This window comes from Sphingobium sp. LSP13-1-1.1 (assembly GCF_040676415.1).
Lineage (GTDB): Bacteria > Pseudomonadota > Alphaproteobacteria > Sphingomonadales > Sphingomonadaceae > Sphingobium.
Genome location: NZ_JBEGHU010000001.1, coordinates 290,385 through 309,694 on the forward strand (window position 1 = coordinate 290,385; position 19,310 = coordinate 309,694).

Annotated in this window: 23 protein-coding genes; 14 read left to right on the plus strand and 9 right to left on the minus strand. The window is 63.5% G+C overall.

The annotated features are described in order from the left end of the window. Positions 1 to 65 precede the first annotated feature (65 nt). Positions 66 to 614, plus strand: a complete 549-nt coding sequence (locus tag MRBLSP13_RS01175) for a nuclear transport factor 2 family protein (RefSeq protein WP_363736163.1) — start codon at positions 66 to 68, stop codon at positions 612 to 614. Between the two features lie 65 nt (positions 615 to 679). After that, the gene (locus MRBLSP13_RS01180; protein WP_363736164.1) at positions 680 to 1,363 is read left to right on the plus strand and encodes an SDR family NAD(P)-dependent oxidoreductase; all 684 of its coding nucleotides are present in this window, start codon (positions 680 to 682) and stop codon (positions 1,361 to 1,363) included. A gap of 44 nt (positions 1,364 to 1,407) precedes the next feature. Here the strand turns inward: MRBLSP13_RS01180 and MRBLSP13_RS01185 are convergent, their stop codons facing one another. Next, complete coding sequence (locus tag MRBLSP13_RS01185; RefSeq protein WP_363736166.1) at positions 1,408 to 2,586, minus strand: acetyl-CoA C-acyltransferase; 1,179 nt, start codon at positions 2,584 to 2,586, stop codon at positions 1,408 to 1,410. 166 nt (positions 2,587 to 2,752) lie between these two features. Between MRBLSP13_RS01185 and MRBLSP13_RS01190 the strand changes: the two genes are divergently transcribed. Genes MRBLSP13_RS01190 through MRBLSP13_RS01200 form a run of 3 tightly spaced genes read left to right on the plus strand, consistent with a single transcriptional unit; the run spans position 2,753 to position 5,045 of the window. Then, positions 2,753 to 3,523 (plus strand): enoyl-CoA hydratase/isomerase family protein, encoded by a 771-nt coding sequence (locus MRBLSP13_RS01190; RefSeq protein ID WP_363736168.1) that lies wholly within the window; start codon positions 2,753 to 2,755, stop codon positions 3,521 to 3,523. A gap of 5 nt (positions 3,524 to 3,528) precedes the next feature. After that, complete coding sequence (locus tag MRBLSP13_RS01195) at positions 3,529 to 3,888, plus strand: Zn-ribbon domain-containing OB-fold protein (RefSeq protein WP_363736881.1); 360 nt, start codon at positions 3,529 to 3,531, stop codon at positions 3,886 to 3,888. Continuing rightward, complete coding sequence (locus MRBLSP13_RS01200) at positions 3,885 to 5,045, plus strand: thiolase (protein WP_363752167.1); 1,161 nt, start codon at positions 3,885 to 3,887, stop codon at positions 5,043 to 5,045. Before MRBLSP13_RS01195 ends, MRBLSP13_RS01200 begins: the two co-directional genes overlap by 4 nt. A 23-nt stretch (positions 5,046 to 5,068) precedes the next feature. Here the strand turns inward: MRBLSP13_RS01200 and MRBLSP13_RS01205 are convergent, their stop codons facing one another. Further along, complete coding sequence (locus MRBLSP13_RS01205; protein ID WP_363736171.1) at positions 5,069 to 5,704, minus strand: TetR family transcriptional regulator; 636 nt, start codon at positions 5,702 to 5,704, stop codon at positions 5,069 to 5,071. 112 nt (positions 5,705 to 5,816) lie between these two features. Between MRBLSP13_RS01205 and MRBLSP13_RS01210 the strand changes: the two genes are divergently transcribed. After that, a complete protein-coding gene (locus tag MRBLSP13_RS01210) occupies positions 5,817 to 6,677 on the plus strand; it encodes a TauD/TfdA dioxygenase family protein (RefSeq protein ID WP_363736173.1) in 861 nt (286 codons plus the stop codon). A gap of 8 nt (positions 6,678 to 6,685) precedes the next feature. On the opposite strand, the gene MRBLSP13_RS01215 is transcribed toward MRBLSP13_RS01210, so the two are convergent. Further along, the gene (locus MRBLSP13_RS01215; RefSeq protein ID WP_363736175.1) at positions 6,686 to 7,588 is read right to left on the minus strand and encodes a LysR family transcriptional regulator; all 903 of its coding nucleotides are present in this window, start codon (positions 7,586 to 7,588) and stop codon (positions 6,686 to 6,688) included. Between the two features lie 149 nt (positions 7,589 to 7,737). Between MRBLSP13_RS01215 and MRBLSP13_RS01220 the strand changes: the two genes are divergently transcribed. Both MRBLSP13_RS01220 and MRBLSP13_RS01225 read left to right on the plus strand, forming a co-directional pair. Continuing rightward, entirely contained in the window at positions 7,738 to 8,640 is a 903-nt protein-coding gene (locus MRBLSP13_RS01220; protein WP_363736177.1) for an SDR family NAD(P)-dependent oxidoreductase, read from the plus strand. Further along, positions 8,637 to 9,287 (plus strand): glutathione S-transferase family protein, encoded by a 651-nt coding sequence (locus MRBLSP13_RS01225; protein WP_363736179.1) that lies wholly within the window; start codon positions 8,637 to 8,639, stop codon positions 9,285 to 9,287. Before MRBLSP13_RS01220 ends, MRBLSP13_RS01225 begins: the two co-directional genes overlap by 4 nt. 81 nt (positions 9,288 to 9,368) lie before the next feature. Here MRBLSP13_RS01225 and MRBLSP13_RS01230 read toward each other — a convergent pair whose 3' ends face one another. From MRBLSP13_RS01230 to MRBLSP13_RS01255, 6 genes are all read right to left on the minus strand, one after another. Then, entirely contained in the window at positions 9,369 to 10,112 is a 744-nt protein-coding gene (locus tag MRBLSP13_RS01230; protein WP_363736181.1) for a 2-oxo acid dehydrogenase subunit E2, read from the minus strand. Continuing rightward, positions 10,109 to 10,426, minus strand: coding sequence for a hypothetical protein (locus MRBLSP13_RS01235; RefSeq protein WP_363736183.1), 318 nt, complete (start codon positions 10,424 to 10,426; stop codon positions 10,109 to 10,111). Before MRBLSP13_RS01235 ends, MRBLSP13_RS01230 begins: the two co-directional genes overlap by 4 nt. Positions 10,427 to 10,431: 5 nt before the next feature. After that, entirely contained in the window at positions 10,432 to 10,662 is a 231-nt protein-coding gene (locus MRBLSP13_RS01240) for a biotin/lipoyl-containing protein (protein WP_013849477.1), read from the minus strand. Between the two features lie 20 nt (positions 10,663 to 10,682). Beyond that, complete coding sequence (locus tag MRBLSP13_RS01245) at positions 10,683 to 11,708, minus strand: alpha-ketoacid dehydrogenase subunit beta (RefSeq protein ID WP_363736186.1); 1,026 nt, start codon at positions 11,706 to 11,708, stop codon at positions 10,683 to 10,685. Beyond that, the gene (locus MRBLSP13_RS01250) at positions 11,708 to 12,688 is read right to left on the minus strand and encodes a thiamine pyrophosphate-dependent dehydrogenase E1 component subunit alpha (protein WP_363752169.1); all 981 of its coding nucleotides are present in this window, start codon (positions 12,686 to 12,688) and stop codon (positions 11,708 to 11,710) included. Before MRBLSP13_RS01250 ends, MRBLSP13_RS01245 begins: the two co-directional genes overlap by 1 nt. A 122-nt stretch (positions 12,689 to 12,810) precedes the next feature. Beyond that, positions 12,811 to 13,716 carry a crotonase/enoyl-CoA hydratase family protein gene (locus tag MRBLSP13_RS01255; RefSeq protein ID WP_363736191.1) on the minus strand — a complete coding sequence of 302 codons (906 nt, stop codon included), beginning with the start codon at positions 13,714 to 13,716 and terminating at the stop codon, positions 12,811 to 12,813. A 151-nt stretch (positions 13,717 to 13,867) separates the two neighbouring features. On the opposite strand from MRBLSP13_RS01255, the gene MRBLSP13_RS01260 reads away from it, so the two are divergent. From MRBLSP13_RS01260 to MRBLSP13_RS01285, 6 genes are all read left to right on the plus strand, one after another. Continuing rightward, entirely contained in the window at positions 13,868 to 14,344 is a 477-nt protein-coding gene (locus MRBLSP13_RS01260) for a PaaI family thioesterase (protein WP_363736192.1), read from the plus strand. 10 nt (positions 14,345 to 14,354) lie between these two features. Beyond that, positions 14,355 to 15,170: an SDR family NAD(P)-dependent oxidoreductase gene (locus MRBLSP13_RS01265; protein WP_363752172.1), complete on the plus strand. Its 816-nt coding sequence runs from the start codon at positions 14,355 to 14,357 to the stop codon at positions 15,168 to 15,170. 148 nt (positions 15,171 to 15,318) lie between these two features. Further along, positions 15,319 to 16,668: an aromatic ring-hydroxylating dioxygenase subunit alpha gene (locus MRBLSP13_RS01270; RefSeq protein ID WP_363752174.1), complete on the plus strand. Its 1,350-nt coding sequence runs from the start codon at positions 15,319 to 15,321 to the stop codon at positions 16,666 to 16,668. Positions 16,669 to 16,686: 18 nt separating this feature from the next. Next, positions 16,687 to 17,445, plus strand: a complete 759-nt coding sequence (locus MRBLSP13_RS01275; protein WP_133651291.1) for an SDR family NAD(P)-dependent oxidoreductase — start codon at positions 16,687 to 16,689, stop codon at positions 17,443 to 17,445. After that, the gene (locus tag MRBLSP13_RS01280; protein WP_363752177.1) at positions 17,442 to 18,326 is read left to right on the plus strand and encodes an SDR family NAD(P)-dependent oxidoreductase; all 885 of its coding nucleotides are present in this window, start codon (positions 17,442 to 17,444) and stop codon (positions 18,324 to 18,326) included. The genes MRBLSP13_RS01275 and MRBLSP13_RS01280 overlap by 4 nt, the downstream gene beginning before the upstream one ends. Next, the gene (locus MRBLSP13_RS01285; protein ID WP_363736197.1) at positions 18,323 to 19,276 is read left to right on the plus strand and encodes an SDR family NAD(P)-dependent oxidoreductase; all 954 of its coding nucleotides are present in this window, start codon (positions 18,323 to 18,325) and stop codon (positions 19,274 to 19,276) included. Before MRBLSP13_RS01280 ends, MRBLSP13_RS01285 begins: the two co-directional genes overlap by 4 nt. The last annotated feature ends 34 nt before the right edge of the window (positions 19,277 to 19,310 follow it).

Consider the following 19,310-nt stretch of genomic DNA (forward strand, 5'->3'; position numbering starts at 1 on the left):
GCCTGGCGGGCGATGCGGATCAACCGTCTCGCCCGCCATGAACCGCCAGCGCAGAGGGAATCGCCATGACAGAACTTACGCCCGACATGTTCGCCTTCCTTCAGGAAATGAAGGATCGCACCGCCATCCAGGACTGCCTGCTGCGCTATACGCGGGGCGTCGACCGGCATGACCGCGAACTGATGCTTTCCGCCTATTGGCCGGACGCCTTCGACGACCATGGCGTTGCGGAGGGCTATGCCGCCGATTTCGTCGACTGGGCAATCGGATGGCATGGCGAATTCCAGACGAAGCATCACCATGCGATCAGCAACCATACGGTCGAGATCGACGGCGACACGGCGCATGGCGAAACCTATTACACTTTCTGGGGCGAGAATAAGGGCGCGCCGCCGCAGCTCAGTTTCGGCCGCTATGTGGATCGGTTTGAAAAGCGCAACGGTGAATGGCGCATCGCCGACAGGGTCTGCGTCAATGAAATGACGGCGACGCTGACGGCCGCCGAGATTCCGGACGAATGGAAAGCCCGTATTTTCAGCACGGGGCCGAACCGGCGCGACAAAGGGGACATTTCCTATGTCCGGCCACTGGTCCGCAAGGCAAGGGACGAATGATTGTCGTTCCTGCTCCGCTGAGGATATAGGCAGGACAAGTTCAACATCAGATCGAGGGATATTGCATGACATCACGGACCGTCGTCGTTACCGGCGCTTTCGGGATATTGGGCGGCGCCGTCGCTGCCGCCTTCGCGGCCGCTGGCGACAGGGTGGCGCGGGTCGATTATGCCCCCGCTCCCGCCGAAACTCCGACGGGCTGCCGCGATTTCGGCGGCGTCGATCTGACCGACTATGCCGCGACGCAGAAGCTGGTGGTGGAAATCGTGGGCGCGATGGGGTCGATCGACGTACTGGTCAATGTCGCGGGCGGATTCATATGGGAGACGCTGGCCGATGGGGGCAGCGCGACGTGGAACCGCATGTTCGCGATGAACGCAACGACCTGCGTCAACATGACCAAGGCTGCTCTACCGGAACTGGAGAAGGCGCGGCAAGCCCGCATCATCAACATCGGCGCGGGCGGCGCCGTGGTCGCAGCGGCAGGCATGGGCGGCTATGCCGCGTCGAAAATGGCCGTGCACAAGCTGACCGAGAGCTTGGCGGCTGAACTGTCCGGCAAGGACATCACGGTGAACGCGATCCTGCCCAGCATCATCGACACGCCGACCAACCGGGCGGACATGCCCGACGCGGACTTCAGCCAATGGGTGCAACCGGCCGCCATCGCAGAGGTCATCCAGTTCCTGGCTTCCCCGGCCGCGCGATCCATCAGCGGCGCGTTGATCCCCGTGGCAAAGGGCGGCTGAAACGCCCCATTTGACGGCCGTCGGGCAGGCTGCACGCTGGTCCGTCAGACGATCTCGAACAACGCCGCCGCGCCCATGCCGCCGCCGATGCACATGGTGACGACGGCGTTCTTCGCGCCCAGCCGCTTGCCCGCCAGCAGGGCATGGCCGGTCATGCGCGATCCGGTCATGCCGAACGGATGCCCAATCGAAATGGCACCCCCGTCGACATTGACCCTGGCGGGATCGATGCCCAGCCGGTCGATGCAATAGAGCGCCTGGCTGGCATAAGCCTCATTCAGTTCCCAAATGTCCACGTCCGACACGGAAAGTCCCATCCGGTCGAGCAGCTTCGGCACTGCGAAGACCGGGCCGATGCCCATTTCGTCCGGCTCGCAACCGGCGACCTGCATGCCCTTGTAAAGGCCCAGGATCGGCAAGCCGCGCCGCGCGGCCTCATCCGCGTCCATGATGACGCACGCACTGGAACCGTCGGACAGCTGGCTGCAATTGCCCGCCGTCACCGATCCCCCTTCGAACAGGGGCTTGAGGCGTGCAAGCCCGTCCATATCCGTGCCGGGCCGGTTGCATTCGTCCTGCGTCAGCGTGACCTCTTCCTGGCCCGTGACGGCAAGAGCCTTGTCCACGACATTCTTCGTCGCGGTGATCGGCACTATCTCATCATCGAACCAGCCCTTTTCCTGGGCCGTCGCCGTGCGCGCCTGGCTCGTCATGGCGAATGCATCCTGCGCTTCGCGGCTGACGCCATAGCGCCGGGCCACGATATCGCCCGTCAGGTTCATTGCCATATAGATTTCGGGCTTGTGTTCGAGCAGCCACTCGTCCTTGTTGCGGAAGACATTGCGGTGCGGGTCGACAAGGCTGACCGTTTCGACGCCTCCTGCCACATAGACGCCCCCTTCCCCGCCCCGGATCCGTTGCGCGGCGATCGCAATGGTCTGGAGCCCGGACGAACATTTGCGGTCAAGCGTCATGCCGCACACGCTGATCGGCAGCCCCGCGCGCAACGCGGCCTGCCGTGCGATGTTCGATCCCACCGCGCCTTCGCATCGGGCAGAGCCCAGCAGCACGTCATCGATCTCCGCCGGGTCGATCCCGGCACGTTCCACAGCCGCGCGGATCGAGTGCGCCGCCAGCGTCGCGCCATGAATATTATTGAGCGCGCCCCGGTGCGCCTTGCCGATCGGCGTACGCGCCGTCGCGACGATCGCTGCATCCTTCATGCCCGAAATCTCCCGTCAGAAGCTGACGAGCAGATAGGGTTTGGGCCGGCCGCTTTCCATAACGCGTCGGCCTCATCACGTCTTTGATGAAGCAGGCGAACGTGCTTGACCCAGCCCGCGCAGGTTCACAAAGCATGGTTGATTCCGAAGCAGGGAGCGCTTCACAATGACCATTACCGTCGAAAAGCAGGGTCCGGTCGCGATCGTCACGCTGAACCGCCCAGAGACGAAAAATGCCATCACCCAGGAAATGCGCGGACAGCTATATGGCGCGTTCGAAGATATCGCCATGGACCATGACGTCCGCGCCGTAATCCTGACGGGCGCCGGCGGCGACTTCTGTTCGGGCATGGACGTGACCGGCATGGGCAAGGGCGGCGTCACCGGCTCGATGGACCGGATGTACACCCTCAATCGGATCGCCAAGGCCATTTATTCGCTCAAGAAGCCCACGATCGCTGCGGTGCCGGGCGTGTGCGTGGGCGTCGGCTTCTCCTATGCGCTTGCCTGCGACATCGTGCTCGCCGGTGAACAGGCCCGCTTCGCCGCGATATTCCGCAACATCGCGCTGGCGCCCGATGGTGGTCTTGTCTGGCACCTCCGCCAGTTGCTGGGCGTGCAGAAGGCCAAGGAACTGGTCTATTCCGGCCGTATCGTCCGCGCCGACGAAGCGGTGGCGGCGGGCATCGCCTATGAAAAGGTCGCCCAGGATTCGCTGATGGACCGGGCCATGGAACTGGCGCAAAGCTTCGCATCCGGACCCACCATTGCCATGGGGATGGCCAAGCGGCAGTTCGAACTGAGCTGGAACACCGGCTTTGAGCAATATCTGGAACTGGAAGCTTCGATCCAGCCTCTGATGAGCCGGACGGAAGACCATGAGGAAGGGCTGCTCGCCTTCCGCGAAAAGCGCAAGCCGCAGTTCAGGGGCGAGTGACGCAGATGCTCCAGCCCGAAGCGGAATGGCGCGCGCACCTGGCAGAGGGGCGTTTCATGATACAGCGCAGCCGGTCGACCGGGGGCCATGTCTTCTATCCCCGCGTGGCGGAGCCCGGCACGGGCGCCGAAGATCTGGAATGGGTGCCCGCGTCGGGGGCGGGAACGGTGCATGCGGTCACCATCGTGCGCAAGAAGGATCCGGCCGACAGCTACAGCGTCGTGCTGGTCGACCTCGCCGAAGGACCGCGGCTGATGAGCCGTGTCGACGGCGTGCCGGTCGACGACATTCATATCGGCATGGCGGTCAAGGCCAGCATCATCAACGAGGGGGACAAGCCTTTGCTCGTCTTCGTGCCCGCATGAACATGAGAAACGGTTTCCCGCGCGGTCGCGCCGCGATCGTCGGCGCGTCCACCTATGGCATTGGCCTGTGTCCCGGCGTTTCGGCCGTGGACATGGCGGCCAGGGCCGCGCTGCTGGCGCTGGCCGACGCGGGCATTTCCCTGGCGGAAGTGGATGCGGTCTACACCTCCGCGCCCTATGAGGCGCTGGGTGGCATGGAGCTGGCCGAATATCTGGGCCTGACGCCCAAGGTCACCGACTGCAACCGCACGGGCGGTTCCGCTTTCGAGGTCTATGTCCAGCAGGCGGCACTGGCACTTGAGGCCGGTCTGATCGATTGCGCGCTGATCGCCTATGGGTCCAATCCCGCCAGCAATCCGCCCCCGGGCGTCGGCATGACGCGCCAAAGCCCGTGGGAAGCGCTTTATAAGCCGCTGGCTCCCCTCTCCTCCTATGCGCTGGCTGCAAGCCGGCACATGCATCTTTACGACACCACCCGCGAGCAACTGGCCGAAGTGGCGGTCGCGGCGCGGCAATGGGCGCAACTGAATCCTGAGGCCGCGGTACGGGATCCGTTGAGCGTGGAGGATGTGCTGAAGGCGCGCATGGTGTCCGATCCCCTGACGGTGCGCGATTGCTGCCTGTTCAACGACGGCGCGGCGGCCGTGGTGATGGTCCGCGCCGACCGGGCAAGGGATTGCGCCAGGGCGCCGGTCCATGTGCTGGGCGCGGCCCATGCCGTCACCCATCGCGAAATCAGCTCCATGCCCGATCTTACCGTGACGGGAGCCGCAATTTCCGGCCCGCAGGCCTTCGCCCAGGCCGGCGTCGGACCCGCCGACATGGATGTGGTGATGCTCTACGATGCATTCACCATCACGCCCATCCTGTTCCTGGAGGATCTTGGCTTCTGTCCCAAGGGCGAAGGTGGGCGGTTTGTCTCAAACGGGCATGTCGCGCCGGGCGGCGGTCTGGCGCTCAACACCAATGGCGGCGGCCTGTCCTGTGTGCATCCGGGCATGTATGGCCTGTTCCTGCTGGTGGAGGCCACGCGGCAACTTCGCGGCGAATGCGGCGAGCGGCAGGTCGAAAATGCCCGGCTTGCCCTCGCCCATGGCAATGGCGGGGTGCTGTCCAGTGAAGCGACGGTCGTGCTGGGAACGCCCGAAACCCTGTAAGGGGAGCCCGCGCCTGCCCTCCTTCAGGCGGGCGCGCTCAGGACCAGGCTGACCAGATTTTCCACATCTGCAAGCAACGCCTCCATCTCCAGGGCGGGCTGTTCCTCGCCAAAGCTGTTCTTGTCGAACAGCGCGACGGCGTTCCACATCATCGTGCCAGCCAATGCTATCCGCGCCCGACCCAGTTGCGGCGGCAGCCAGGCCAGCGCAGCGTGCAGCCGTTCCAGCAGGGCCGCTATGCTGGGCGCGCCGGGTCGCGGGACGGCCGCGTCAAACGGATCGCTGAGCAGGCCGGCCGCGCTCATGTGCATCATGAAGCGGATATGGGCATGGGGCGCCTGTTCGTCACGGAGCAGGAAATAGGGCCGCATCATGCAGCGCCAGGCGGTGAAGGCGTCGAGATGTTCCAGCGACGGCCCGCTTTCCCCGATCATCCGGGCGCGGTCCGCCTCCGTATCCCGCAGCCGCATATCGACGACAGCGCGCAGCAACTCTTCCACGCTGCCGAAATGATAGCTGACGGCGGCAGTATTTTTCTGCCCGGCGGCAAGCGCGATCGCCCGCAGGGTCGCCACCCCGATCCCTGCTTCGGCCACCAGCGTTTCCGCGGCAAGGCAGAGCTGCCTTTTGGTGCTCTCGCTGCGGGGGGTTGACGTCATGGAAGGCCTTGTAGCCTGCTTGCCCCTTATGACCAGCCCCTCAATTAAATCATTTGCTTTATTTCGAAGCAAAGCTATAATGGCGGGGAAGAAAGTTGAGAGGAGTATTCCCGTGATCATCACCGCCATGCCCGGTCCCTTCGGCGCCATCGTTGAAGGCGTCGACCTCTCCAAGCCGCAGGGCGAGGAAACCCTGCGGGCATTGATCGGGGCGCTGCATGAACATCAGATTCTCGCGATACGCGGCCAGCAGCTGGCGGATGCGGACTATGTCGCCTTTGGCCATCAATGGGGCCAACCGCTGATGTTCCACCTGCCAACCCACAGGAAAGATGATTTTCCGGAGATGATCCGGATCACCAATGCTGCCGCCACGCCTGAACGCTATCGCGACGGCGCCAAATTCTGGCACCAGGACAGCAGTTATGAGGCTGTGCCTGCCAGCGTGACGATGCTCTATGGCGTGGAAACGCCCGCCGAGGGCGGCGAAACGCTGATCGCCAGCACCGCTCTGGCCTATGATGCGCTGGACGAAGACATGAAGGCCCGGATCGACGGTCTTACCGGCTTGCATTGCCTGGGCGGATCGCCTGCCCTGCCAGGTGAGAAGATCCCGTTCATTCCCGAAAATACGGCCCGCCACGGCATTGTTTCGCATCCGCTGGTGATGCGCCATCCGGTCACGGCGCGAAAGGCACTCTACACGTCCGGTTCGGCCTTCGGGGCCGAGGGACTGGAAACCGACGAGGGACGCGCGCTGATCAATGAATTGCGTGCCCATTGCACCCAGCCCCAGTTCGTGACGCGCTACAAGGTGGAAACGGGCGACATCTTCCTGTGGGACAATTTCCAGGTCCTGCACAGCGCCACGCCGATCGAATATTCCGACGAAATCGGCAAGCGCCGACTGCTCTACCGGATCAGTACAAAGGGCGTGCCCGCACTGTGCAAGGCGGCCGACCTCGCCGCCTGAGAGGCGTATCAATCCGGATCGATGTTCCAGTCGATCCGGTTGGTCAGGAAGGCAAGCGCGGCTTGAACATGCGGCAGGGCGATACGATCCGGCGCGCCCATCAGCACGACGGGCAGCCGGGGCCAGTTCGCTTCGGGCAGCAGGGGGATCAGGCGACCGGCATGGATATGATCGCGCGCCAGCATCTCCAATGTCTGGCCGATCCCCAGGCCCGCCAGAGTGGCCGAAAGTATCGCCGCGCCATCGTTGAAGGTGAAAGCCGTGGGCGACCGCACCCTTATCGTGCGGTCACCCTGCCGCAGTTGCAGCGGATTGCCGCCCGGCGTCTCCACGCTGGCATAGAGGATCGTCCGGTGATGGGCCAGATCGTCGGCTTTCGTCGGCTGCCCGTGCTGTGCGATATAATCGGGCGATGCAAGGCAGACGAGCCGCGTCGTGCCCAGCTTCACGGTCTTCCATCCAGTCGGCGGCACCTCGCCCGCCCGTATGACCAAATCAAAACCGTCGACGCGAAAGAGCGTCCCCCGGTCGCCCAGCGTCAGGTCCAGGATCAATCGGGGATGGAGCCGCTGGAATTCCGCGAGCGCCGGCATGATGAACGCTTGTCCCATGGAGGCCGGAGCGTCCAGTCGCACGCGCCCCGCTATGCCAGCCCCCGGCCGTACCGCCATGTCCGCCGTGGCCACCGCGTCCAGCGCGGCATGCGCATAGGTCAGATAATGGCCGCCCTCCACGGTCAGATCTACCCGGCGGGTCGACCGGTTGAACAAGCGCACGCCCAGATGTTCCTCCAGCCTCCTCACATGCAGGGTGACCATGGGCGTGGAGATGTTGAGGCGCAGCGCAGCCCTCGTGAAGGAGCCGGCCTCGGCCACCGCCACAAAGGCCTCCATCGCCGTCAGTCGATCCATCTTCAGCTCCCGCTTCGCATGCATCCTACATCGAAATCGCGCGCGACACAGGCATCCTGCCCGTCCCATCGGCCTTTTGATGCCTGTGGCGGCGGCCTTGCCGTTTTGCATGCAACCTTGCAACAACCCTGCAGAGAGAGGAGCCTGGAATGAGCGGTTTTCTGGATGAGCGCGCCAATCTGGCAGGGAAAGTGGCCGCCATTATCGGCGGTGGCGGCGGCATTGGCGCCGGCATTTCGCTGGCATTGGCCAAGGCGGGTGTGGACCTGGCGATCTGCGACATCGATGCGGCGGCGCTGACCGACACAGAGCGCGCGATCAAGGCGGTGGGCCGTCGGGTCACGGCCATGACCGCGGATGCCACCGACGAAGCGGCGCTCGACGCCTTTTACGACAATGTCGAACGCGCCTATCCGCGCCTCGACATAGTGGTGAACGTGGCGGGCGGAACCAGAAGGCAATTGCTTTCCGAAGCGAGTCGGGCCGACATCGCGCGCGATATTCACCGCAATTACGGCTATGTGGTCCAGTCGGTGCAGCGTGCAGTGCCGCTGATCAAGCGTTCCGGCGACGGCGGCAGCATCATCAATTTCACCACGATAGAGGCGCATCGCGGCGCCGCCAGCTTCTCTGTCTATGCAGGCGCCAAGGCGGCGACCACCAACTTCACCCGCTCGATGGCGGTCGAACTGGGCAAGGACAGGATCCGCGTCAGTTGCATCGCCCCGGACACGACCCTGAGCCAGGGCAATGTGGCTGCCATGCCTCCCTCCTTCGCGGAGGGCTTTGCGAAACTGCCTGCCCATGTCAGGGGCAAGGGGATGGAGATGTACATCCCCAGGGGAGAGCAACCGCCGGTCGACGCCCTGGCGAACGCCGTTCTGTTTCTGGGTTCGGACCTGTCGACTTTCGTGTCGGGCATGACAATGCACGTCGACGGCGGCACCATGGCGGCGGCGGGCATGATCGAATGGCCCTTTGGCGATGGCTTCGTTCCGACGCCGCTCGCCGGAACGCTGGCGCACCTCTATCACGAAGGAGACGACGCATGATCCTCTACGCCGTCACTCTTTCGCCCTTCGCGGCGCGCGTCCGGCTGGCCCTGCGCGTCAAGAAGCTGGGCTATGACATGCAACCGCCACCGGGCGGCAGCACGCGGTCGCCCGAATATCTTGCGATCAATCCCATCGGCAAATTGCCGGTGCTGGTGACAGACGAAGGGCTGGCGATCGCCGAGTCCGAAACTATCCTGGACTATCTGGACGAACAGTTCCCGGCGCCTTCCCTGATGCCCTCGGACCCGGCTGAACGGGTGCGGATGCGAAACATCATCCGCAGTTTCGAACTCTATGCGACGCCCGCCATGTCCCGCCTGTTCAAACAGATGGATCCAGCAACCAGGGACGAAGCGGTGACCGCGGCTGAGATCGCCAACTGGCGCAACGGCCTGGGGCTTTGCGATCAATTCGTGACCGACGCCATGTTCGCCGTGGGCGGCGCCATCAGCAAGGCGGACTGCGTCCTGCTGCCCAGCCTTTTGCTCTGCGAGGTCGTCGCCAGCATCTTTGAACTGGACGATCCACTTGCTGACCGTCGCAATCTTGCCGGCTACCAGGAAAAGGCGCGCCAGCACCCGGATATGGGAACGATCTGGAACGAAACGGCGGCCGCACTTGCGGCCATGAGAGCGGGCCGGTGATATTCGGCGGATCGACATGAGGCAGTTCCGCCCCATGTCGATCCGCCAAAAGCAGGCAGTCGTCAAAATCGCGATCAGGCTTCAGGCGAAAAGTTCGGCGGAGGCCAGCCTGTCGGCAATGAAGCGGCAGAAGCGCGCCGCATCGGCGCCGTTGATGACGCGATGATCGTAGCTGAGAGACAAAGGCAGCATCTGCCGCCAGGCAATCCCCCCGTCGTCAGCCGGAACCGGAACGGGCCGCGCGCGGGTGACGCCCAGGATCGCGACTTCCGGCGCATTGACGATAGGCGTGAACCCGGTTCCGCCGATATGCCCCAGTGAGGTCAGGGTGATACAGCCGCCGGACATTTCCGCCATGGACAGGCCCTTCGTTCGTGCCTTCTCCGACAAGGCGACGATTTCCTCCGCAATCTGCGTCACGGACTTACGGTCGCAGTCGCGGATGACAGGCACCAGCAGGCCGCCGGGCGTATCGACCGCCACGCCGACATGCACATATTTCTTGAGCGTCAGCGTGGCGCTCGCCGGATCGAGCGAGGCGTTGAACTGCGGAAAGGCAGCCAGGCCATCGGCCAGCGCCTTCACAAGCAGCGGCACCGCCGTCAGCTTTGTACCGCCGCCGGCATTATGGGCCTTGCGCCTTTCCTCCAGAGCCGTGATGTCCGCCTCATCCTGATGAGTGACGTGCGGAATGGCGACCCAGTTACGACCCAGGAACGCCGCGACGAACTTCTGGATCTTGCTGAGAGGCCGCTGCTCGACCTCGCCGAAGACCGAGAAATCGCCCGTCGGCCAGGGCGCAAGACCTGCGAGCAAATCGCTCATATGTGCTGGGATCCCGTCGGCTTGAGGAATGTGAAGCGGGGGCTTTCCAAATCTATGGAGTCGGTCAACTGCATGGTCGGGGCCGCCGCGAAAACGCTTTCCAGCAAGGCCGCTGGATCATTCGTCTCGACCTCGTAATCGGCAACGAACAGGCCGGTTTCGACGCCGCTCATGTCCAGTTCCCTGTACCGGGTGCAGGACAATATGCCCGGCAACCGGCACATCTCGGCGGAGTGAACATCTTCGTACCAGCGGTCATATTCCGCCTCGCGCCCGGGTACCGCGCGCGAGGTCACATGCAGGATATAACGCATGCCGATTACTCGATCGTCGCCAGAAGGGTGCCGACCTCATAGGTTTCCCCGATCTGGGCAATGATCTTGAGAGTGCCGCTGGCGGGGCTTTCCACTTCCTGCGTGGATTTTTCCGATTCCAGCGCATAGAGCGGCTGGCCCTCGACGGCCTGGCCGCCATCTTCCACCAGCCATTCGGCCAGCGTGCCTTCGTTCATCGAGAAACCGATCTTGGGCAGCAATACTTCAACAGCCATGGAAAACTCCCTGCGCGATATTAGGATTTGATGATGGCTTCAGCAGCCGCGACGATGTCCGCGGTCTGCGGGGCAAATGCGGTTTCCAGCGGCTTGGAGAACGGAACCGGGCAGAATGCGCCGCCCAGCCGCTTGACCGGAGCCTTGAGCTTGCCGAACAGTTCCTCGTTCAGCACGGCCGCGATTTCCGCGCCGGCGCCAAAGGGCGTCACCGCCTCATGCACGATGATGGCGCGGCCGGTCCGGGCGACGGAGTTCACCACCGTTTCCTTGTCCCAGGGCGCGATGGTGCGCAGGTCGATCAGCTCGGCGGAAATGCCCGCCTCCTTCAGCTTCGCGACGGCGGGCATCGCCTCCTGGATCATGCGCGCATAGGCGATGATGGTGACATCGCTGCCTTCGCTCAGCACATTGGCCTTGCCGATGGGTACGCGATGGCCCCTTTCCGGCGCTTCGGCAGGTGTCCAGTAGGACGGCAGATTCTCGATGAACAGCACCGGATCAGGATCATCGATGGCGCTGCGCATCAGGCCATAGGCATCCTTCGGGCTGGAAGGCGCGACGACCTTGATGCCCGCGGTATGCGCGAACCAGGCTTCCAGATAGTCGCAATGCTGCCCGCCGCTGGCGAATCCCGTCCCCGTCATGGTGCGGATGACGATAGGCACATGGGTCTGGCCACCCGACATGAAACGCAGCTTCGCGGCATGGTTCACGATCATGTCCATCGCCACGGTCGTGAAGTTCATCAGCATGATCTCTGCAATGGGCTTGAAGCCCACCAGGCTCGCACCGATGGCCGCGCCGATGATCGCCTGTTCGGAAATGGGCGTGGAGCGCACCCGATGTTCGCCAAAGCGCGAGGAAAGCCCCCTGGTGACGCCGCACACGCCGCCCTCCTCGGGGTCGGCCAGATCCTCGCCAAGCGCGATGACATTGTCATCCTCTTCCATCGCGTCGGCAATGGCGGCGTTGATGCCCTGGAGGATATTTGCCTTGGCGGCCTTCACGGTATTTTCAGGGGCCATTGTGGTCTCGGCGTTCATCAGGCCATCTCCTCCGCGAACACGTCGCGCTTCAGTTCCTCCACGCCGGGGAAGTCGCTCGCCAGAGCGAATTCGACCGCCTCGTCGATCTCCTTCTCGATGGCGGCTTCCATCTCGGCCAGTTGCTCCTCGCTCGCGACGCCTCTTTCGATCAGCGACGCGCGGAAGCGGGGAACGGGATCGTTCGCCATTGCATCGGCCTTGCGCGCCTTGTCCATATAGGCGTCGACATCGCCGAAGACGTGGCCAAAGAAGCGATAGGTCATCGCCTCGATCAGGGTCGGCCCCTCGCCGGCGCGGGCGCGGGCGATCGCCTCGTTGGCGACGGCGTACATTTCGAATGGGTCGTTGCCGTCCACCCGCACGCCCGGCATGCCATAGGCGGCGGCGCGATCGGCTACCTTGACGTTGCTGGTCTTGTCATAGGCGGTATGCTCGCCCCATTCATTGTTCTGGCAAACGAAGATCACCGGCAATTTCCAGACGGCGGCCAGATTGAGCGATTCGTGGAATGCGCCGATATTGGCGGCGCCATCGCCGAAGGAAGCGACCGTCACGCGGCCATCGCCGCGCAATTGGGAGCCCCAGGCCAGGCCATTGGCGATCGGCATGGTGGATCCGACGATGCCGGTCGTCACCATGATGCCCTTGGTGGGATAGGTGACGTGCATCGGACCGCCCTTGCCCTTGCAGGTGCCGGTCGTGCGACCGGCGACTTCCGCCCACAGATCCTTGAGCGGCAGGCCCTTGGCAAGCTGGTCATGGCTGCCGCGATAGATGGTGCAGATATAATCCTCATCGGTCAGATTGACCGAAATGGCGCTGGGGATCACCTCCTGACCGCGCGGGCTGTAATAGGGCATGACCAGCCGCCCGTTCATGATGACCTTCCGCGACCGTTCGTCATTCGCCTTGATCAGCGCCATGCGGCGGTAGATTTCTATCTGGGTCGCCGCATCGGGGGTTGCCCTGTTGGTCATTTTCAGACGTCCTTTCGAAAGGCCGGATTCTTGCTATACGGCGTCCAGCATCTGCCATGTTTTGCCCGGCATGAAAGCCCCGGCCGATCCATATCGCAATTGTGAAGGATGCGGCGGCACCGTCATTCCGATTGGGGGCGCCGCGCGCGCAGTTCGATCCGCCCCTTGCCGAATGGCGCATCGCGATTGGTCAGCGCCTCCTTCAACCCTTTTTCCGCCATGTCCTTGCGGAACTGGCTGCGGCGTGGACCAGTGCTGAGATGCGCGCGGGCGTCCAGTTCGGCGGCATAGCGCAGGGACTGCTTCGCGCCGGCCAGTTCCATCTGCGCATTGACGACGCGCTTGTGCGTGGCGAGTATCTCGGCGTCGACGCTGCCGATGCGGCGCACCATTTCATCCGCCTCGAAATCCAGTTCCGCCGCCGGATAGGCCTCCAGCACCAGGCCGATGCGCGCCGCGTCGATGCCGCTGATCGTGTCGCCCGTGAACAGCATGCGCTTGGTCCACTGCGGTCCGCAATGGTAGAACCACAGGTTCGTGGGCGGCGTGCCATTCGCGCGGGCGGCGGGAAAGCCGATCTTCGCATCATCAGCCGCCAGCACGATGTCGCAGGAGAAGGCCAGGTCCGTGCCGCCAGCCAGGCAATTGCCCTGGACCTTCGCCACGATCGGCTTGTGCAGGTCCAGCATGATGGAGGTCAGTTCCTGTTGCCGTTCCAGGTTCCAGATGTCGTCGTCGATCGTTCCTGCACGGCTGCGGTAATCGGCCGGATCATATTCCGTCGCCGCGTCGGCTGCACCGCCATAGCTGTCCGTCAGATCATAGCCAGCGCAAAAATCGCGCCCTTCCCCCGAAAGCATGATGACGTTGGCGTCGCGCCGGTCGTCCGCTTCCAGCAGCGCCTGATGCAGTTCCTTGAGCGTCTGACCCGACAGGGCATTGCGCTTTTCAGGGCGATTCAGGGTGATGCGGGCCACATTGTCGCGCACCGCAAAGCTAATGCAGTCCGTCGATTTCAGCCATTTCATGCCCATATTCCGCTCTCCAAGGTCATCATGACCCAACATAGCGCGCCATGTACCACGCTGGCGATGCCTTCCAGCCGGTCTATCGGTCATGTGATCCTTGCCCTCCGTCCATCTTGCTCCCGAGGGGTGTCCGGGGCAGTCCTGCCGGATCATGCGGAACATCGGGGTAGAGCAGGCGAAGATGGTGGCGGGCTTCCGTCGGCTGAAGCAATTGGACGAAGTCATGCGGGCCTTCGATCCCGTCTACGTGCGCCAGGAAGCGGACGGCTATGTCACCATGGGCTTTCGCGTCGGACCCCAGCACTGCAATCCGCGCGGCAATTGTCATGGCGGCACCTGGGCGACGATGGCCGATGTCGTCATGGGCCTGAATGTCGGCTTCATCACCGGGCTTAGTGGACCGACCGTTTCGCTCGGCATCGATTTCCTGGGCGCCGCCGTCGAGGGACAGTGGGTCGAAGGGCGGGCGGAAATCCTGCGCTGGACGCCCAACCTTGCCTTCGCGCAATGCCGCTTCAGCGCGGACGGCGAGACAGCGTTGCGCGCCAATGCGGTCTTCCGCCGCAAGTCCCTGGCCTATTCCGACTTTGAGTCGCTGATCGCGCATTCATCGAACGATATGGAATAAGGAGAGCATCATGAGCCGTCTGACAGGCAAGGTCGCAGTGATCATGGGCGCGACCCGCGAAGGCAATATGGGGCAAGCGATCGCCAAACGCTTCCTTGAGGAAGGCGCGCATGTCGTCGTGTCAGGTCGCGGCAGGGAGGGACTGGACGCGTTCGCCGCCGCGACCGGAGCCACCGCCATCCCGTGCGACATCCGCAGCCGCGATCAGATCCAGTCGCTGGCCGATGCTGTACTGGCGCAGCATGGTGCGATCGACATCGCCGTCAATGCGGCCGCGATCGGCTTTCTCGCACCCTTCGAGGAGGAGACGGAGGAGCAGATCGATTCGATGCTCTCCATCATCTTCAAGGGCGGAATGTTCTTCATGCAGGTGATGGTCGGGGCCATGAAGCGCGAACGCCGGAACGGACGGGGCGGCGCGATCATCAATATCTCCTCGGCCGTGGCCGACATCATGTCCGACGATCATTGCAGCTATATGGGCGCCAAGGCCGCGCTCAACCATATGACGCGCTTTGTCGCATATGAATATGGCAGGCATGGCATCCGCGCCAACATCCTTGCGCCGGGCCTCACCATCACGCCGATGCTGGGCGGCTTCAACGTGCCGGGCATGGTGGAAGCCTATGCAAGGGAATACCCGCTGGGGCGGATCACGACGGTGGAGGACATCGCCAATGCGGCCCTGTTCATGGCCAGCGACGAATGTTTCATGACGGGCCAGACCTTCCATGTGACCGGCGGCCTGACGCTGCGCCGCAATCCCACGACGGAGGAGATCATGGCCTCCATCGCCGCCCATGGCGACACGACGGCACCCATGTGAACGGTAGTGCAGGGTCGCGCCGCAGCCCTGGTGGGCCGACGGCGAGGGATCAGACTGGCGATGATCTGAGGGCGAGGCGGCGGCGACATTGACTTGCGCCATGCGCAGGCGGGAAGCTGATGTCCAATCACAGGAGAGGGCGGGAATCGTGAACCAGCCATCCGGCACGGTGCAGCCGAAGATCTTATGCAGGAAGAAGTCGGGACCGGAGGATTTCATCCCGAAAGAAGATTATGTCAGCCGCGATTTCGCTCGTCTGGAACAGCAGCGGCTCTGGCCCCGCGCATGGCAGATGGCCTGTCGGGAAGAGGAAATCCCCCGCGTCGGTGATTATGTCACTTACGACATACTGGATGAATCCATCATCGTCGTGCGAGTCGCGCCTGAACGGATAGCGGCCTATCATAATGCGTGCCAACATCGTGGACGCCGGCTGACGGAGGGGTGCGGCCACGCGGCCCGTCTGTTCTGCCGCTTTCACGGCTGGTCCTGGAAGCTCGACGGAACGATCGCCCATGTCGTCGACCGGGACAATTGGGACGGCAGCCTGAAGGACGAGGACGTCGCCCTGCCGCAGGTCAGGGTCGATCGCTGGGGCGGTTTCGTCTTCATCTGCATGGACGGGGATGCCGAGCCCCTGCTCGATTTCCTCTCCCCCATTCCTGAGGTTTTCCGCAACTATCCCTTCGAGAAGATGCGCTATCGCTGGTACAAGCGCACCGGAATCGATTGCAACTGGAAGACAGCGCTGGAAGCCTTCAACGAAGGCTATCATGTCCAGACCACCCACAGCCAATTGCTGCCGGTCCACGATGATGAGGCACTGTCCTTCGCCGAAGGGCGCCATGGCAGCTACCAGCTTGCGCCGGGGCGCATTTCGCTGGGCGAACGATCGCCACGTCTGGCCAGCGTGCGGGTCGATTATCGACGTAATGTCCGGGATTTCGTCCTGATGCTGGAGGAGGATCTGAAAGCCTCCATCCCGCCACATATGTCGGAACTGGCAGACCGGCTTGTTGATGAGTTGCCCGAGAACGCATCCCTGCTCGACGTGCTGATGAAATATGGGCAGATCGCCTTCGAGGCAGCGCAGGAACGGGGCATCCCCTTCCCTTCGCTTACGCCGGAGGAGATCGCGCGCGCGGGAGCCGACTGGCATCTGTTCCCCAACATGGTGTTCCTGCCTGCGCCCGACGCGATGCTGGCCTATCGCGCACGGCCGGACCGGAATGATCCTGAACGATGCATCTTCGAAGTCTATTCGCTGGTCCTCTATCCTGAAGGGCAGGAACCGCCGCTGGAGCGGCAGACCTTTGAGGATTGGCGCGATCATGACGGCTGGGGCCTGATCCTGACCCAGGACTTTGAGAATATGACCGAAGTGCAGCGGGGCATGCGTTCCACGGGCTTCAAGGGTTCACGCACAAATCCGGTGCAGGAGCGCAGCGTGTCGAATTTCCACCGCGCGCTGCGGGAGTTCATCGACCCCGGAACATGAAGATCAAAAGGAGAGAATATGGCGGGCAGATTAAGCGGCAGGGTCGCGATCGTCACCGGCGGCGGCCAGGGCGTGGGTCTGGGCATCGCGCAGGTTTTCCTGCGTGAAGGGGCGAGGGTGCTGATCACCGGCCGTACCCCCGACAAGCTGGAAGCAGCCGTCGCCGGCCTTGCAGCCGACGGCGGAGAGGCAGCATGGATCGCCGGAACCGCAGGCGTGCGGGCGGATGCGGAGGCCGCCGTGGCGAAGGCGGTCGAACTGTTCGGCGGGATCGACATTCTGGTGAACAATGCCCAGACGTCGAAACCCGGCACCCTGTTCGAGGATACGGACGACGCCCTTTTCGCGATGACGATCGAATCCGGTCTCTATGGAACCTTCCAGCATATGCAGGCGGCCGTCCCCCATATGAAGGAGAAGGGCGGCACGATCATCAACTTCGGTTCCTATGAGGGCATTCACGGCGGCATCGGCTTTGCCGCCTATGCCGCGACGAAGGAGGCCATTCGCGGCCTTTCCCGCACCGCGGCCCGGGAACTGGGCAAGTACAAGATCCGGGTCAATGTGATCTGCCCGGCCGCGCTCAGCCCGATTGCCCAGCAATGGGTCAAGGATTTCCCGGAAGAGGCGGAGAAGGTGATGAAGCTGGTCGCGCTCGGCTATCTCGGGGACTGCATGGAGGACATCGGGCCCGCCGCGCTGTTCCTGGCGAGTGACGACAGCCGCTATGTGACGGGACAGACGATCAACGTCGACGGCGGACAGATGATGTTATGAGCGGCGCACTTGATTTCGCGGGCCGCACCGCGATTGTCACCGGCGCGACCAAGGGCCTTGGCCGCGCCTATGCGCATTGGCTCGCGGCGCATGGTTGCGCCGTCGTGGTCAGCAACCGCAAGGCACCCGACGGCTCCTCCTCAGCCCGGACGGTCTGCGAGGAAATCGTGGCGGCGGGTGGCCGGGCGGTCGTGCATGACGGACCGGTACAGACGCCGGAAGCCGCCGAGGAGATGGTGCGGATCGCCCGCCAGCATTTCGGTACACCCGACATTTTCATCAGCAATGCCGGCGTTCAGGCGTTCCGTGACTTCGGCAGCGTCACGCTGGACGAAATGAATGCGCTGCTGGAGATCAACCTTCACGGCGTGCTGGTGGGGTTGAAGGCCATATGGCCGGCGATGGCGGAGGCGGGATATGGGCGTATCGTGCTGACCGGTTCCAGCGCGGGGTTGTGGGGACAGGTCGGCTCGGCCGATTATGCGGCGTCCAAGGCGGCGATGGTCGGCATTGCGCGTTCGCTGACCATCGACGTCCCCACGGGCGCGGACATATGCGTCAATGTGATCGCTCCCGCCGCCTACACGCCCATGTCGGCAGGCAGCATTCCAGCCGAGTGGGCCGGCTATGCCTCACCGGATCATGTCGCGCCGGTCGTCGGCTGGCTGTGCAGCGATCGATGCAGCACTTCGGGCGGCATCTACCATGCGGGCGCAGGCAATGTCCGCCGTGTGCAGATATTGGAAGGCCCCGTTCATAAATTGTCCGAGGGCGATATAGACAGCGTGATGCGCGGTTTGACCGCGCAACCCGAATGGACCAGCTCTTTTGCTTCCGGCGCGGAGATCATGCCGGAACTGGTGAAGGCGATGACAGCATGACCATAGATTTCTCCGGCCAGGTGGCCATCGTGACGGGAGCAGGCGGCGGCATGGGGCGCGCCTATGCGCTGGAACTGGCGCGCCGCGGCGCTGCCGTCGTCGTCAATGACTATGGCGGAGGCGTTCTGGGCGAGCAGAATGGCAGTGCTGCGCCGGCCCAGGCCGTGGTGGATGAAATAATCGCGGCTGGCGGACAGGCCATTGCCAATGGGCTGGCGGTGGGTACGGCGGGCAATGCGCGAGCGATCACCCGGGCGGCGCTGGACGCGTTCGGACGGATCGACATTCTCGTCAACAATGCCGGTACTGCCATTGCCGGCCCCTTCACCGCGTATGATGACGACGCGATCGAGCGCCATTATGCAACCAACCTCATTGGCGGCCATCATCTGATGCGCGCAGCATGGCCGCACATGGCGGAAAACCGCTATGGCCGGATCCTCAACGTCAGTTCCAACGGCGCACTGGGCGTGGGCGGCAATGCCCCCTATGGCGCGGCAAAAGCAGGCATGCTGGGCCTCACTCTGGATGCCGCGATCGAGGGCAAGCCGCTCGGCATTTTGGTGAATGCCGTGATGCCGACATCCTATTCGCGACTGGTAGAGCAGATCCCTGATGCTACCACGGTCGCCTGGTTCCGCGACAATCTGCCGCCGGAAAAGGTGGCGGCGGCGATGGCCTGGTTCCTGAGCCGCGATTGTGCGGCAACGGGCCGCATCCTGCTGACCGGCGGCGGCCGCCTGTCGAGCCTGATCTTTGCCGAGACCGCAGAGATTTTCGATCCGGAGATCAGCGCTGAACGGGTCGCCCAGCGGATCGGGGAGATATGGGACGAAAACCCGCTCACCCCCGTGCATAACCAGGCGGAGGCAGGCGCGCGCTATTTCCGCCACCTGCCCTGGACGGCGGCCGCCACGCCTGATTTTGGCCCGGACGTCGAGCGAGGCTGAGCTGGCGCCTTTTCCCTAGGGTAGAAAGGCCCCG

Excerpts from the sequence above, each read along its gene's own strand:
- MRBLSP13_RS01190 (WP_363736168.1), top strand. The coding sequence starts at position 2,753 with ATGACCATTACCGTCGAAAAGCAGGGTCCGGTCGCGATCGTCACGCTG.
- MRBLSP13_RS01195 (WP_363736881.1), top strand. The coding sequence starts at position 3,529 with ATGCTCCAGCCCGAAGCGGAATGGCGCGCGCACCTGGCAGAGGGGCGT.
- MRBLSP13_RS01185 (WP_363736166.1), bottom strand. The coding sequence starts at position 2,586 with ATGAAGGATGCAGCGATCGTCGCGACGGCGCGTACGCCGATCGGCAAG.
- MRBLSP13_RS01285 (WP_363736197.1), top strand. The coding sequence starts at position 18,323 with ATGACCATAGATTTCTCCGGCCAGGTGGCCATCGTGACGGGAGCAGGC.
- MRBLSP13_RS01235 (WP_363736183.1), bottom strand. The coding sequence starts at position 10,426 with ATGCGTTATATCCTGCATGTGACCTCGCGCGCGGTACCCGGGCGCGAG.
- MRBLSP13_RS01220 (WP_363736177.1), top strand. The coding sequence starts at position 7,738 with ATGAGCGGTTTTCTGGATGAGCGCGCCAATCTGGCAGGGAAAGTGGCC.
- MRBLSP13_RS01225 (WP_363736179.1), top strand. The coding sequence starts at position 8,637 with ATGATCCTCTACGCCGTCACTCTTTCGCCCTTCGCGGCGCGCGTCCGG.
- MRBLSP13_RS01250 (WP_363752169.1), bottom strand. The coding sequence starts at position 12,688 with ATGACCAACAGGGCAACCCCCGATGCGGCGACCCAGATAGAAATCTAC.
- MRBLSP13_RS01255 (WP_363736191.1), bottom strand. The coding sequence starts at position 13,716 with ATGAAATGGCTGAAATCGACGGACTGCATTAGCTTTGCGGTGCGCGAC.
- MRBLSP13_RS01265 (WP_363752172.1), top strand. The coding sequence starts at position 14,355 with ATGAGCCGTCTGACAGGCAAGGTCGCAGTGATCATGGGCGCGACCCGC.
- MRBLSP13_RS01260 (WP_363736192.1), top strand. The coding sequence starts at position 13,868 with ATGCGGAACATCGGGGTAGAGCAGGCGAAGATGGTGGCGGGCTTCCGT.
- MRBLSP13_RS01275 (WP_133651291.1), top strand. The coding sequence starts at position 16,687 with ATGGCGGGCAGATTAAGCGGCAGGGTCGCGATCGTCACCGGCGGCGGC.
- MRBLSP13_RS01240 (WP_013849477.1), bottom strand. The coding sequence starts at position 10,662 with ATGGCTGTTGAAGTATTGCTGCCCAAGATCGGTTTCTCGATGAACGAA.
- MRBLSP13_RS01200 (WP_363752167.1), top strand. The coding sequence starts at position 3,885 with ATGAACATGAGAAACGGTTTCCCGCGCGGTCGCGCCGCGATCGTCGGC.
- MRBLSP13_RS01230 (WP_363736181.1), bottom strand. The coding sequence starts at position 10,112 with ATGAGCGATTTGCTCGCAGGTCTTGCGCCCTGGCCGACGGGCGATTTC.
- MRBLSP13_RS01280 (WP_363752177.1), top strand. The coding sequence starts at position 17,442 with ATGAGCGGCGCACTTGATTTCGCGGGCCGCACCGCGATTGTCACCGGC.
- MRBLSP13_RS01245 (WP_363736186.1), bottom strand. The coding sequence starts at position 11,708 with ATGAACGCCGAGACCACAATGGCCCCTGAAAATACCGTGAAGGCCGCC.
- MRBLSP13_RS01205 (WP_363736171.1), bottom strand. The coding sequence starts at position 5,704 with ATGACGTCAACCCCCCGCAGCGAGAGCACCAAAAGGCAGCTCTGCCTT.
- MRBLSP13_RS01215 (WP_363736175.1), bottom strand. The coding sequence starts at position 7,588 with ATGGATCGACTGACGGCGATGGAGGCCTTTGTGGCGGTGGCCGAGGCC.
- MRBLSP13_RS01175 (WP_363736163.1), top strand. The coding sequence starts at position 66 with ATGACAGAACTTACGCCCGACATGTTCGCCTTCCTTCAGGAAATGAAG.
- MRBLSP13_RS01180 (WP_363736164.1), top strand. The coding sequence starts at position 680 with ATGACATCACGGACCGTCGTCGTTACCGGCGCTTTCGGGATATTGGGC.